Source organism: Aeromonas hydrophila subsp. hydrophila ATCC 7966, assembly GCF_000014805.1.
GTDB classification, from domain to species: Bacteria; Pseudomonadota; Gammaproteobacteria; order Enterobacterales; family Aeromonadaceae; genus Aeromonas; species Aeromonas hydrophila.
The window spans coordinates 4,246,504-4,259,049 of record NC_008570.1 but is presented as its reverse complement, the minus strand read 5'-3'; the positions used below and the strand labels follow the sequence as shown (position 1 = coordinate 4,259,049).

Below are 12,546 nucleotides of genomic sequence, written 5' to 3'. Positions count from 1 at the left end.
CGGCGGGTTTTTTAATGTCTGGCTGCATAGCTTTTCATGAGACTTATCATCATGAAAAGTAAGCTTATTTTTGTTAATCAGGTCGCAAAAAAGTCCGCGGGAGAGATGCACTATTGGAACCCCTTATTGGGGACAAACAATAACAACGGTTAAAGGACTACACCATGCACTTCTTGCCCAACAAGCTGGCGCTGGCTTGCGCCATCGCACTCTCGCTCGCTGCCTGCAACGACAACAGCTCCAACGCCCCGGCGGATCCCGCCGCCACCAAGGCCTCTCTGATGCAGACCATGGACGAAGCCCTGCGCGAGGGCCAGGCGCTCGACCCCTACGGTTTTGCCATCGATGCCGCCAGCATCGCCAAGCGCAAGGCCCTCGACAGTTCCCTGCTCAAACGGCTGGATGCCCTGGACTCGAGCGTGCTGAGCGAACGGGACCGGTTGTTCTACGACATGATCCGCTGGGATCTGCAGATCAACCTGGCGGGTTACGATCTGCCCCAGTCCCAGATCCCGATCCATCACTTCCGCAACCGGGTGGTGGATCTGGCCGATGAGGTGGGGGCCGCCCCGGCCAGCGGCAGGGCCGCCCGCACCGTCGAGCGCGGCTTCGACTATTTCGAGCAGAGCTCGGCCGAGCGGGTCGCACCGGGGGATGCCGCCTGGCGGCGCGACCTCGATCGCCCGGCTGCGGCACCGGTTCCGGCGGGCAAGGAGAGGGCCGCCACCGCGCCACTGGCCTGGTATCAGGAGCACCTCACCTGGCTCAAGGCCTATGACGGCTACCTTGCCGAGGTGAAGCACCAGTTCGAACTGGGCAGCGCTCAGGGCAACACTCTGCCGGACGAGCTGGTGGACCGGCTGCTGGCCCAGCTCAACAGCAAGCTGGATGGGGAGGCGATCGCCGGTTCCTACCTTGGCTGGCAGCAACTGCCGGGAGAGGCGGACGAGGCGCAGCGCAGCGAGTACAAGGGGGTGCTGGACAGCATCAACGGCCGCTATCTGGCGCTGCGCGACTACCTGGATTACCAGCACGGCGGCGCCTATGCGGTGCGCCTTGGCAGCGGCGAGTGCGACGACGGTTTCTGCGGCATGACCAACGGGCGCGACTGGTATCGCTGGCTGCTGAAGAAGCACACCACCACCGACATGACGCCGGAGCAGGTGCATGCGCTGGGGCTGAGCGAGGTGGAGCGGATCTTCGGCGCCATGGTCAAGGTGTGCCATACCGTCGGCAAGTGTGACAGCGACGACGTGGCCCAGAGCAAGCAGAGCGGCCAGATCTACGCCTTCTTCCGCTATCTGAACGAGCCGGCCTTCTTCTATCAGAACCCGCTGGCGGTCTGGTCGGCCGGCCTCAACCCGGACAATGCCGCCGGGGCGACCCTGAGCGGACCGCAGCAGCAGGCGCTGGCCGAACACGAGCGGGCACTGCAGGAGTACAACGCCTTCAAGAGCAAGGCGGCGCTGGTGCTGCCAGACTTCTTCGATGCCGAGCGCACCATTCCCAAGCTGGATTACGAGGTGGTGCCCGTCTCCTATGCGGATGCGCCATACGGCGGGGTGGCCTGGTATCAGGACGGCAACCCGCAGACCGGCCGCAAGGGGCAGTTCTTCCTCAACACCTACTACCCCTATGGTCTGCAGAGCTGGAACATCAGCACCCTGCTGGCCCACGAGGCGGCGCCGGGCCACCACTTCCAGATCACCATCGCCCAGGAGCTGGCCGCCAAGGATCCCGACTTCCCGCAGTACGTGGCGAACGCCTCCTACACCGCCTATGCGGAGGGCTGGGCGCTCTACACCGAATACCTGGCGGATCACGACATGGGGCTCTATCAGGGGCGCGGTCTCTATGATCCGGCGGTGGGGGACGTGAAGGTCGAGGGATCGTCCGCCTTCAACAACCAGCTGCAGTACTTCGGCCGCCTCAACGAGGAGATGCTGAGGGCCATGCGGCTGGTGGTGGATACCGGCATCCACTGGTATGGCTGGAGCCACGACCAGGCCGTCAACTACATGAAGGAGAACTCGGCGCTGGGGGCGGGGGACATCAGCTCCGAGGTGCCGCGCTACATGGCCTATACCGGTCAGGCGACCTCCTACAAGGCAGGCCAGCTGGCGCTGATCCGGATGCGGGAGTCGGCCGAGCAGGCGCTGGGTGGAGGCTTTGACCTCAAGGCGTTCCACCACCATGTGCTGGAATACGGCATGCTGCCCATCTCGGTGCTGGAGCAGAAGAACAAGCAGTGGATTGAACAGTCGAAGTGATCACAGTTACGGCGCCCGGCAAGGCAACGGGCGCCGCTTTCGATTAGGATACGGCTCTATTCAAACAACACTGCTACGGATGATGTCCATGGAACAGATCGCCCGTGAGATGGCGGCCCACAAGCGAGTGGCGCTGGTGGCTCACGACAACATGAAGACCCCCCTGCTGAACTGGGTGATGCGGCGCAAGGAGGAGCTCAAGCTCCACCACCTCTACGCCACCGGTACCACCGGCACCATGCTCGGCAAGCAGGCACAACTGCCCATCACCTGTCTCTTCTCCGGCCCCATGGGGGGCGACCAGCAGCTCGGCGCCCTGATCGCCGAGGGCAAGATCGACGTGCTGATCTTCTTCTGGGATCCCCTCAATGCGGTGCCCCACGATCCGGACGTGAAGGCCTTGCTGCGCCTTGCGGCAGTCTGGAACATCCCGGTCGCCACCAACGAGGCGACCGCCGATTTCATCATGGACAGCCCCCACATGCGCCAGGCGTTCAGCGTGCAGATCCCGGACTACGCCGGCTATCTCAAGGCGAGAACCCAGTAACGGGGCAGAAACGACAGAGCCGGCCAAGGGGCCGGCTCTTTTTATTGGCGGGAACGAAGATCAGCGCTGGAAGCTTTTCTGAGCGAACTTGGGTCTGGCATTCATGATCTGCTCCACCTGCTCGTCGCTCATCTTGCCGCGCGACAGCCCCAATACCTTGTAGGTGAGCAGCGGCCGGGCCGGCAGGGCGATCATCAGGGCGCGGATCTGGTTCTCGTCCTCTTTCTCGCGCACCGGTTTGCCATAGGCATAGGTCAGTACACCGGCATCCATCAGGTTTTTGACGGCAGGCTCGGTGATCGGCAAGTTTATGACGCTTTTGCGTTGCAGCACGAACTCGCGCAGCACCGCCTTCTCGTTGAAGTCGAGAAAGGAGATCATCTGGGCCAGCTGATCCTGCTGGCGGCGGGACTGCCACTCGTCACAGGCCCACTCCCAGGCGATCAGGAAGCCCTGACTGCAGAAGTAGGAGATGGCGATCAGCATGCCGACGCCGAGCCAGGCGGCGTGTGTGGCGGCCCATTGGCTGACGGCCCCCTTCATCAAACCGGCCGGAAACAGCAGGATGATGCTGCAGCAGAGTAGCAGCCAGACCATCAGCCAGTTGAGGCGGTTCAGTTGATAGAAATGTTGGATCCACCGTTTCATCGTTCACCCTTCCCAAATCAGTGTGGACAGTAGTCATCTCATAGCAAACGGTGTGCCAAGGCGAAGCGTTCAGCGACAGGGGAGTGGATCCGGACGGCAAAGCCGGTGGTGGGACGGTTACATTCCCTTACAACTTGTTGAGCGAATGATCATTAGTTTGCCTTGTGAGGCGGCGCTCAACTTGGTAAAAAGCCCGCACTGTCATAGGGGAGTAGCAACCCGCCCGTGATCCGGGCAGGGCTCATGTCAACATTCTTGGATCCTCAGATCCATGGCATGGGCGGCGATGGTATCCATCGCTCTGCAAGACCTTTGGCCTCGATATGCAAGCCAGCCGGGCGAGCCGTATCGGGTCCATTGGTTGTTCTGCTCGCCTGGCGGTTACTCATCATGCTGATCACCCTGCTGTTATTTCTGCTCTCTGCCGTCACCATCTATCTGGCCTGCGAATATTTCGTCAACGGCATCGAATGGACCGGCCACCACTTCAAGTTCTCCCAGAGTGCCACCGGCTCCCTGCTGGCGGCCCTCGGCACGGCCCTGCCCGAGTGCATCGTCACCCTGACCGCATTGCTGATGGGGAATGCCCCCGCTCAGCAGCAGATCGGGATAGGCGCCGCCCTCGGCGGTCCGCTGGTACTCTCCACCATTGGCTATGCCGCCGTCGGCGTGACCCTGCTGCTGTGCATGAGCCGCGAGCACAGGGCAATCGATGGCGAGGTGCAGCGCGAGATAGGCCGCGATCAGGCCTGGTTCGTCGGCATCTTCCTGGTGGCGGTGGCCCTCGGCATGGTGGCCTTCACCGGTAAAACCTGGCTGGCCCCGCTGTTCGTGCTGGTGTATCTGGTCTATGTGCGGCGCGAGCTGAAACAGACCGACAGCCACGAGGTCGAGTTGCCAGAGCCCCTCAAGCTGGATCCGGGTGCCGAGATCCCGGCGCTCGGTAAGGTGCTGCTGCAAACCCTGGTGGCGCTGGTGGTGGTGGCGCTGGCGGCCCAGCTGTTCGTTCACCAGCTGGAGAGCATGGGCGAGCTGTTCGGCCTCTCGCCGGTGCTGGCGGCCCTGTTGCTGAGCCCGGTGGCGACCGAGATGCCCGAGCTGATGAACGTGCTGATCTGGGTGCGGCAGGGCAAGCACCGGCTGGCACTGGCCAATATCTCGGGGGCCATGATGATCCAGGGCACCATTCCCAAGGCGTTCTGCCTGTTGTTCACCCCCTGGCTGCTGGACAGCACCATGATGGTCTCCTCGCTGGTGACGCTGCTGGCGGTCGTGCTGTTGTGGTGGGGGTTCAGTCGGGAGCGGATGACGGCGGGCAGGCTCGCCTGGGTGGGGCTTATCTATCTTGGCTTCTGCGGCTGGCTGATGGCGAACTGAGGCACCAGCCGCATCGCATGCAAAAGGGCGGGATCTTGTCCCGCCCTTTTTGTTGTCATCACCCCATGCCGGCCGATGCCGGCAAGGAGGTCAGAACTGCTGGAACCAGCGCTGGATCTGGGCCGGATCCTTGCTCTGGGTGAGCGAGAGCATCAACAGGATCCGCGCTTTCTGCGGGTTGAGGGTCTCGGCGGCGACGAAGCCGTACTTGGCGTCATCGATCTCGGCATCCAGAGTGGTGGAACCGGTCGGCACGCGAGCGGAGCGCACTACCCGGATACCGTCCTTGCTCGCCTTGGCCAGGGTGTCGAACAGGGTGTGGTAGAGGTTGCCGTTGCCCACCCCGGCGCTGACGATGCCGTCGAACTTGGCATCCACCATCGCCTTGGCCGGCAGATCGGTGGCGTTGGCGTAGCTGTAGACGATGCCGACCTGCGGCAGCTTGTCGAGCTTGCTCACGTCAAACGGGGTCTTGCTGGTATGCAGACGGGCCGGGCTGCGCTGATAGTCGATCTTGCCGTTGTGGATGTAGCCGAGCGGGCCGAAGTTGGGGGAGGCGAAGGTCTGCACCCCGGTGGTGTTGGTCTTGGTGACGTCGCGGGCATCGAGCACGGTGTCGTTCATCGCCACCATGACGCCACGTCCCTTGGAGGCGGGGTCAGAGGCGGTCACCACGGCGTTGTAGAGGTTCATCGGACCGTCGGCGCTCATGGCGGTGGAGGGGCGCATGGCGCCGACCAGCACCACCGGCTTGTCGCTCTTGACGGTCAGGTTGAGGAAGTAGGCGGTCTCTTCCATGGTGTCGGTGCCGTGGGTGATGACGATACCGTCCACGTCATCCTTGGCCAGCAGCTCGTTGACCCGCTTGGCCAGTTTGAGCCACACCTCGTCGTTCATGTCCTGGGAGCCGATCTTGACCACCTGCTCACCCTGCACGTCGGCCACGTTCTTCATCTCGGGCACGGCGGCGATCAGCGTCTCGATGGCCACCTTACCGGCCTCGTAGTTGGACTGGGTGGCGGACTGTCCCGCCCCGGCAATGGTACCGCCGGTGGCCAGGATATGGACGTTGGGCAGGGCCATGGCCATCGGGGAGAGGGTCAGGCCGAGGACGGCGGCGAGCAGGGTCTTGCGGATCGGGAGAGTCATGCAGCAAATCCTTCTGAGGTGAGAAAAATTGCAGCAAGTTTGCGCTTTCTGTTGCCGGGGTTTGTGATGACTCTCACCAAAAAACAGCTGGGTACAGAATTTTAACCTGTTTTATACCTATATGGAGATAATTTAACTCGCCGAGAAGCCCTTGGCTTCGATCAGGGCGATCAGCTCGGCCTTGCTCAGTTCGCTCTCGATGACGGCCTTGCTGCTGGCAAAGTCGACGCTGGCGGTGCTGACGGCAGGCTGGGCCAGCAGGGCTTTTTGCAGGCTGGCGGCGCAGCCACCGCAGGACATGCCGGAGACGGTGAGTTCGATGGTCATGGGATAGCTCCTCTGTTGATAGGTAGTCAGCGTAAAGCTGCCGCCCGCGGCAAGGTCAAGCTGCTGGCTAGCCCATCAGCCCCAGATAGTTCATCAGGGCGGCGCCCAGGCTGGTGCTGACCAGCGAACCCAGCGTGGTGGTGGCGATGATGTTGGCTGCCAGCACGCTGTCGCCCCCCATGGCGCGGGTCATCACATAGCTGGCGGCGGCGGTGGGGGTGGAGCTGATGAGAAACAGGATGCCGAGCGCCTGCGGACTGAAGCCCAGTGCCCAGGCCCCCATTACCAGCAGCACCGGGATGCAGAACAGCCGGTTGACGGTGGCCCAGCCGGTCAGCAGGGCGCCCCCGCGCAGGGCCTTGAGGTTGAGGCTGGCACCGGTGCAGAGCAGGGCCAGCGGCAGGGTCATGTTGGCAAAGTAGTTACCGGTGGTGATCACCAGCTGGGGCAGCTCGATGCCGAGCAAGCCGAAGGGCAGGGCGGACAGAATGGCGATGATCAGCGGATTTTTGGCGATCCCCTTGAGGATCGGCTTGATGCCCTTGCTGCCCCCCAGGCTGCGGGTCAGGGTGATCACCGCGAGCACGTTGTAGAGCACGGTGACCGAGCCCACCAGCAGGGCGGCGGCGCCGATCCCTTCGGCGCCGTAGGCGTTCTGTACATAGGCCAGCCCCATGATCCCCATGTTGCCGCGAAAGCTGCCCTGCACGAAGATGCCGCGCTGGCGCCGCTCGGGGATGAAGCGGGCTGCCAACAGCTCCAGCACCAGAAAGCCGGTGAGGGTGCCGAGCAGGCCGTAGAGGATGAGCCAGGGGCTCGGCATGGTGGAAAAGTCGGTGCGCACCATGCTGAGGAACAACAGGGCGGGCAGGGTGACCTGGAATACCAGGCGGGAGGCGGACTCGACGAAGCTGTCGGGCAACAGACCCAGCTGCTTGAGCCAGATGCCGAGCAGCAGCACCACGCAGATGGGGCCCGTGATGGAGAGGGAGAAGTGCAGACTGGCCAGCAGAGTCATGATGGATCTCCTGTGCGATAGACGGGACCCGTGACGGAGAGAGATTGAAGCCGACTGGCGAATAGACCCATGATGCGCGTCCTGTGCGATGGCGAATGGCACGGCGTTCGCCGGGGCCAAAGGGGCATTCTAACGCCATGGGCTTGTATTCACAGGGGTTAATCACAACAATGTGGGCAATTCCACCGCCGAGCCCCTGTGAGCCACTTCATGGACAAAAAACTGACCATCCTCGATATCGCCCGACTCAGTGGTGTCGGCAAGTCGACCGTCTCCCGGGTGCTCAATCAGGATCCCAAGGTGAAGCAGGCGACCCGCGATCGGGTGGAGCAGATCATCGCCGAACACGGCTTCGTGCCGAGCAAGTCGGCGCGGGCCATGCGCAGCCAGAGCCAGCAGGTGGTGGGGATCATCGTCTCGCGGCTCGACTCCAGCTCGGAAAACCAGGCGGTGCGCGGCATGCTGGAGACCCTCTACCAGCGCGGTTACGACGCCGTGCTGATGGAGAGCAAGTTCTCCCCCGCCAAGGTGCAGGAGCATCTGGCTGTGCTGGAGCGGCGCGGGGTGGATGGCATCATTTTGTTCGCCTTCAACGACCTGGACTATGCCGCCATGGCGCCGCTCAGGGATAAGCTGGTGCTGGTGGCCCGCGATCATCCCGGCTTCTCCTCGGTCTGTTTCGACGACGCCGGGGCGGTGCACACCATGCTGGACCAGCTCGCCGCCCGCGGCATTCGCGACATCGCCTACCTGGGGGTGGATACCAGCGACCTCACCACCGGCCAGCGCCGGCTCGATGCCTACCTCGGCTACTGTGCCGAGCAGGGGCTGGCGGCGCGCAGCGCCCTCGGCGATCTCAGCCTGCAGAGCGGCTACCGGCTGGCAGGGGAGCTGCTCACCCCGACTACCGGCGCCCTGGTCTGCGCCAGCGACACCCTCGCCATCGGCGCGGCGAAATACTTGCAGGAGCAGGGGCGCAGCGAGGTGCTGGTGACCGGTCTTGGCAACAACCCCATGCTCAGCTTTCTCTTCCCCAACGCCCTCAGCCTGGATCTCGGCTACAAGGGGGCGGGCGAGCAGGCGGCCCGTCAGCTGCTCGGCCAGATCGAGCAGGATCTGCCCCCGCTGGCGACCATAGCCCCCAGCCACCCTCTGTGATTGCCATCACCTAGTCCTGCACAAAAACTGTGCTTTTTGTGAGCTCGGCCACGAAATGGGAACGTTCCCATTTTGATCTGGCAAGATTGTCGGCATGCTAAATGGGAACGATACCAAAAACGCTCGGGCCCACTGACTGGCCCAAAAGGGCGACGCAGACCAATATCAATGGAGTCACAGAGGGAAGACTCATGTCCAAGATCAACGCACAACACCTGGCCACGCTCATCGACAAGATCGGTGGCAAGGAGAACATCGCCACCGTCAGCCACTGCCTGACCCGGCTGCGCTTCGTCCTGAACGATCCGGCCAAGGCCGACAGCAAGGCCATCGAAACCATCCCGGCGGTGAAGGGGAGCTTCACCCAGGGTGGTCAGTTCCAGGTGGTCATCGGCAACGAGGTGGAGCAGTGGTACAAGGCGCTGACCGAAGAGATCGGTGTCAGCGGCGGCAGCAAGGAGGCCGCCAAGCAGGCGGCGCGCCAGAACATGAACCCGCTGGAGCGGGGCATCTCCCATCTGGCGGAGATCTTCGTGCCGCTGCTGCCCGCCATCATCACCGGCGGTCTGATCCTGGGCTTTCGCAACGTCATCGGCGACATCAAGATGTTCGACGACGGCACTCATTCCCTCATCGAGATCAGCCAGTTCTGGGCGCAGGTGCATGCCTTCCTCTGGCTGCTGGGCGAGGCGATCTTCCACTTCCTGCCGGTGGGCGTCTGCTGGTCTGCGGTCAAGAAGATGGGCGGCTCCGAGATCCTGGGTATCGTGCTCGGTATCACCCTGGTCTCCCCGCAACTGATGAACGCCTACGGCATCGGTCAGCAGACCCCCGAGGTGTGGGACTTCGGTCTGTTCGTCATCCAGAAGGTGGGTTATCAGGCCCAGGTCATTCCGGCCCTGCTGGCGGGGGTATTCCTGGCCTGGGTGGAGACCAACCTCAAGCGCATCATTCCGGCCTATCTCTATCTGGTGATCGTCCCCTTCATCTCCCTGCTGCTGGCGGTGATCGTGGCCCACGCCTTTATCGGCCCGTTCGGTCGTTGGCTGGGTGACGGCGTCGGCTTTGCTGCCAAGGCGGCCATGACAGGTTCGTTTGCCCCCATCGGTGCCGCCCTGTTCGGCTTCCTCTACGCGCCACTGGTCATCACCGGCATCCACCACACCACCAACGCGGTGGATCTGCAGCTGATGCAGAGCATGGGTGGCACCCCGATCTGGCCGCTGATCGCCCTCTCCAACATCGCTCAGGCGTCTGCGGTCGTCGGCATCATTCTGATCAGCCGCAAGGAGAACGAGCGGGAGATCTCGGTGCCTGCCGCCATCTCCGCCTACCTTGGGGTGACCGAGCCGGCCATGTACGGCATCAACCTCAAGTACAAGTTCCCCATGCTGTGCGCCATGGTGGGCTCCAGCCTTGCGGCCCTCATCTGCGGTTTCGCCGGGGTGATGGCCAACGGCATCGGGGTAGGGGGCCTGCCGGGTATCCTCTCCATCCAGCCGCAATACTGGGCCGTTTACTCCCTCGCCATGCTGGTGGCCATCGTAGTGCCTGTGGTGCTGACCCTGCTGGTCTACAAGCGCCAGCAGGCGGCCGGCAAGCTGGCCCAGGCCAGCGCCTGATCCCACGCATCAGGGCGACCCGCAGGGGTCGCCCTCTCCCTTTTTCATTCGAGACAAGAGCAAGACCCATGAGCCAAACACCCTGGTGGCAGAGCGCCGTGATTTACCAGATTTACCCCAAGAGCTTTCAGGATTCCGCTGCCCGTGGCACCGGCGATCTCAAGGGGATCATGGCCCGCCTCGACTATCTCAAGACCCTCGGTGTCGATGCCCTCTGGCTGACTCCGGTGTACGTCTCCCCGCAGGTGGACAACGGCTACGACATCGCCGACTACCTTGCCATCGATCCCGCCTACGGCACCATGGCCGATTTCGAGGCGCTGCTGGCCGCCGCCCACGCGCGCGACATCCGCATCGTGATGGATATCGTGGTGAACCACACCTCCACCGAGCACGCCTGGTTCAAGTCGGCGCTGGGGGATAAAAACAGCCCCTACCGCGACTACTACATCTGGCGCGATCCGGTGGATGGCGGTGTGCCCAACAACTGGCAATCCAAGTTTGGCGGCAGTGCCTGGGAGTTCGATGAGCTCACCGGTCAGTACTACCTGCACCTGTTTGCCCGCGAGCAGGCGGATCTCAATTGGGAGAACCCGGCGGTACGTGCCGAGGTGAAAAACATCATCCACTTCTGGGCCAAGAAGGGGGTGGACGGGTTCCGGCTCGATGTCATCAACCTCATCTCCAAGGATCAGGCGTTCCCGAATGACGAGATAGGCGATGGCCGCCGTTTCTACACCGACGGGCCGCGCATCCACGAATTTTTACAGGATGTGAGCCGCGAGGTGTTTGCCCCGGTCGGCGCCATGACGGTGGGGGAGATGTCCTCTACTTCGCTGGAGCACTGCCAGCGTTACGGCGCACTGGATGGCTCCGAGCTCTCCATGGTGTTCAACTTCCACCACCTCAAGGTGGATTACCCCAACGGCGACAAGTGGACCAAGGCGCCGTTCGATTTCCTCGAGCTCAAGCGCATCTTCAACCACTGGCAGAGTGGCATGCACGGCAAGGGGTGGTCGGCGCTGTTCTGGTGTAACCACGATCAGCCGCGCATCGTCTCCCGCTTCGGTGACGAGGGTGAACAGCGGGTAGTGGCCGCCAAGATGCTGGCCAGCACGCTGCATGGCCTGCAGGGCACCCCCTACATCTATCAGGGGGAGGAGATCGGCATGACTAACCCCGGCTATCAGCGCATCGATGACTATCAGGATGTGGAGAGCCGCAACATCTTCGCCATCAAGCAGGCCGAGGGGATGAGCGAGGCCGAGATCCTGGCCATTCTCGGCGCCAAGTCCCGCGACAACTCGCGCACCCCGATGCAGTGGAGCGCTGCGGCCAACGCCGGCTTCACCAGCGGAACGCCCTGGCTCAAGCCTGCCGCCAACTACCCGCTGATCAACGCCGAGGCGGCGCTGGCCGACCAGCACTCGGTGTTCTGGCACTACCGGGATCTGATCCGCCTGCGCAAGGCGCACCCCATCTTCACCCAGGGGGATTATCAGGAGCTGCTGGCAGGGCATCCGCAGATCTGGGCCTATGTCCGCCGCGCCAACGGCCAGACCCTGCTGGTGGTGAGCAACTTCTACGGCGAGCCGGCCACCTTCGCCCTGCCGGACGAGCTGGCCACCGGCAAGGGGCGCCTGCTGCTTGGCAACTACCCAGATAGCCCGGCCCGGCCGCAGTCCTGTATGCTGCGCCCTTATGAATCCCTGATCTGGCTGGTGGAGTAGGCGATGAACGAGGTGATGACGAAGACGGCGGTGCGTGGCGCCGAGTGGCAGAAGATGGTAGCGGGGGAGCCTTATGATGCGGGGGACCCTGAGCTGAAAGCGGCGCGCGAGCGTTGCCGCCGGCTCTATCACACCTTCAACACCAGCTGGCAGGAGAAACCGGTGCGGGATGCCCTGCTCCATGAACTGCTGGGCGGCCGTGGCCAAGCGTGCGCCATCAACCCGCCGTTCTTTTGCGACTATGGCGCCAACATCTTCGTCGGCGAGAACTTCTACGCCAACGTGGGCTGCACCATCCTCGACGTGTGCGAGGTGCATATCGGCGACAACGTGCTGCTGGCGCCCGGGGTGCAGATCTACACTGCCGCTCATCCGGTGGCGGTGGTGCCGCGCATCAAGGGGGTGGAGTTCGGCAAGCCGGTGCGGATCGGTCACAACGTCTGGATCGGTGGCAGCGTCGTCATCTGTCCCGGCGTCACCATAGGGGACAACAGCGTCATCGGCGCGGGATCTGTGGTGACCAAGGATGTGCCGGCGGGCGTGGTGGCGGCCGGCAACCCCTGCAAGGTGTTGCGGCCGATGACGGCGGAGGAGCTGACGGCGGTCTGACCCAGCCGGGGCGGGCAATCCCGCCCCGGTTTATATCTGGCGCCGCGCTCAAGGCGCCATCTTTCATCTCATTTCTTCCCAAGGACGTGCC

The 12,546-nt window shown here is 63.2% G+C and carries 11 protein-coding genes and 1 riboswitch; of the genes, 7 read left to right on the top strand and 4 right to left on the bottom strand.

What is annotated here, in order from left to right:
* Nucleotides 1–164 precede the first annotated feature (164 nt).
* Complete coding sequence (locus AHA_RS19360) at nucleotides 165–2,270, top strand: DUF885 domain-containing protein (protein ID WP_011707536.1); 2,106 nt, start codon at nucleotides 165–167, stop codon at nucleotides 2,268–2,270.
* Nucleotides 2,271–2,358: 88 nt separating this feature from the next.
* On the top strand, nucleotides 2,359–2,817 hold the full coding sequence (locus AHA_RS19355) for a methylglyoxal synthase (protein ID WP_010635987.1): 459 nt from the start codon (nucleotides 2,359–2,361) through the stop codon (nucleotides 2,815–2,817).
* A gap of 60 nt (nucleotides 2,818–2,877) precedes the next feature.
* Here the strand turns inward: AHA_RS19355 and AHA_RS19350 are convergent, their stop codons facing one another.
* Complete coding sequence (locus tag AHA_RS19350; RefSeq protein WP_010635988.1) at nucleotides 2,878–3,465, bottom strand: superinfection exclusion B family protein; 588 nt, start codon at nucleotides 3,463–3,465, stop codon at nucleotides 2,878–2,880.
* A 194-nt stretch (nucleotides 3,466–3,659) separates the two neighbouring features.
* Nucleotides 3,660–3,767, top strand: a riboswitch (yybP-ykoY riboswitch).
* An 88-nt stretch (nucleotides 3,768–3,855) separates the two neighbouring features.
* Between AHA_RS19350 and AHA_RS19345 the strand changes: the two genes are divergently transcribed.
* Nucleotides 3,856–4,842: a sodium:calcium antiporter gene (locus AHA_RS19345; RefSeq protein ID WP_043126998.1), complete on the top strand. Its 987-nt coding sequence runs from the start codon at nucleotides 3,856–3,858 to the stop codon at nucleotides 4,840–4,842.
* Between the two features lie 90 nt (nucleotides 4,843–4,932).
* On the opposite strand, the gene ansB is transcribed toward AHA_RS19345, so the two are convergent.
* The 3 genes from ansB to AHA_RS19330 form a co-directional block, all read right to left on the bottom strand.
* Entirely contained in the window at nucleotides 4,933–5,991 is a 1,059-nt protein-coding gene (gene ansB / locus AHA_RS19340) for an L-asparaginase 2 (protein ID WP_011707533.1), read from the bottom strand.
* Between the two features lie 132 nt (nucleotides 5,992–6,123).
* Complete coding sequence (locus AHA_RS19335) at nucleotides 6,124–6,318, bottom strand: heavy-metal-associated domain-containing protein (RefSeq protein WP_011707532.1); 195 nt, start codon at nucleotides 6,316–6,318, stop codon at nucleotides 6,124–6,126.
* A 67-nt stretch (nucleotides 6,319–6,385) separates the two neighbouring features.
* A complete protein-coding gene (locus tag AHA_RS19330) occupies nucleotides 6,386–7,336 on the bottom strand; it encodes an AEC family transporter (RefSeq protein ID WP_011707531.1) in 951 nt (316 codons plus the stop codon).
* A gap of 210 nt (nucleotides 7,337–7,546) precedes the next feature.
* On the opposite strand from AHA_RS19330, the gene treR reads away from it, so the two are divergent.
* From treR to AHA_RS19310, 4 genes are all read left to right on the top strand, one after another.
* The gene (gene treR / locus AHA_RS19325; RefSeq protein ID WP_011707530.1) at nucleotides 7,547–8,494 is read left to right on the top strand and encodes a trehalose operon repressor TreR; all 948 of its coding nucleotides are present in this window, start codon (nucleotides 7,547–7,549) and stop codon (nucleotides 8,492–8,494) included.
* Between the two features lie 191 nt (nucleotides 8,495–8,685).
* Nucleotides 8,686–10,116: a PTS trehalose transporter subunit IIBC gene (gene treB, locus AHA_RS19320; protein WP_164927752.1), complete on the top strand. Its 1,431-nt coding sequence runs from the start codon at nucleotides 8,686–8,688 to the stop codon at nucleotides 10,114–10,116.
* 68 nt (nucleotides 10,117–10,184) lie between these two features.
* Nucleotides 10,185–11,846 (top strand): alpha,alpha-phosphotrehalase, encoded by a 1,662-nt coding sequence (gene treC / locus AHA_RS19315; RefSeq protein ID WP_011707528.1) that lies wholly within the window; start codon nucleotides 10,185–10,187, stop codon nucleotides 11,844–11,846.
* Between the two features lie 3 nt (nucleotides 11,847–11,849).
* Nucleotides 11,850–12,455, top strand: coding sequence for a sugar O-acetyltransferase (locus AHA_RS19310; protein ID WP_011707527.1), 606 nt, complete (start codon nucleotides 11,850–11,852; stop codon nucleotides 12,453–12,455).
* Nucleotides 12,456–12,546 lie beyond the last annotated feature (91 nt).

What these genes read in the sequence shown, in the direction of transcription:
- AHA_RS19360 (WP_011707536.1), top strand. Translation starts at nt 165, where the DNA reads ATGCACTTCTTGCCCAACAAGCTGGCGCTGGCTTGCGCCATCGCACTC.
- AHA_RS19355 (WP_010635987.1), top strand. Translation starts at nt 2,359, where the DNA reads ATGGAACAGATCGCCCGTGAGATGGCGGCCCACAAGCGAGTGGCGCTG.
- AHA_RS19350 (WP_010635988.1), bottom strand. Translation starts at nt 3,465, where the DNA reads ATGAAACGGTGGATCCAACATTTCTATCAACTGAACCGCCTCAACTGG.
- AHA_RS19345 (WP_043126998.1), top strand. Translation starts at nt 3,856, where the DNA reads ATGCTGATCACCCTGCTGTTATTTCTGCTCTCTGCCGTCACCATCTAT.
- ansB (WP_011707533.1), bottom strand. Translation starts at nt 5,991, where the DNA reads ATGACTCTCCCGATCCGCAAGACCCTGCTCGCCGCCGTCCTCGGCCTG.
- AHA_RS19335 (WP_011707532.1), bottom strand. Translation starts at nt 6,318, where the DNA reads ATGACCATCGAACTCACCGTCTCCGGCATGTCCTGCGGTGGCTGCGCC.
- AHA_RS19330 (WP_011707531.1), bottom strand. Translation starts at nt 7,336, where the DNA reads ATGACTCTGCTGGCCAGTCTGCACTTCTCCCTCTCCATCACGGGCCCC.
- treR (WP_011707530.1), top strand. Translation starts at nt 7,547, where the DNA reads ATGGACAAAAAACTGACCATCCTCGATATCGCCCGACTCAGTGGTGTC.
- treB (WP_164927752.1), top strand. Translation starts at nt 8,686, where the DNA reads ATGTCCAAGATCAACGCACAACACCTGGCCACGCTCATCGACAAGATC.
- treC (WP_011707528.1), top strand. Translation starts at nt 10,185, where the DNA reads ATGAGCCAAACACCCTGGTGGCAGAGCGCCGTGATTTACCAGATTTAC.
- AHA_RS19310 (WP_011707527.1), top strand. Translation starts at nt 11,850, where the DNA reads ATGAACGAGGTGATGACGAAGACGGCGGTGCGTGGCGCCGAGTGGCAG.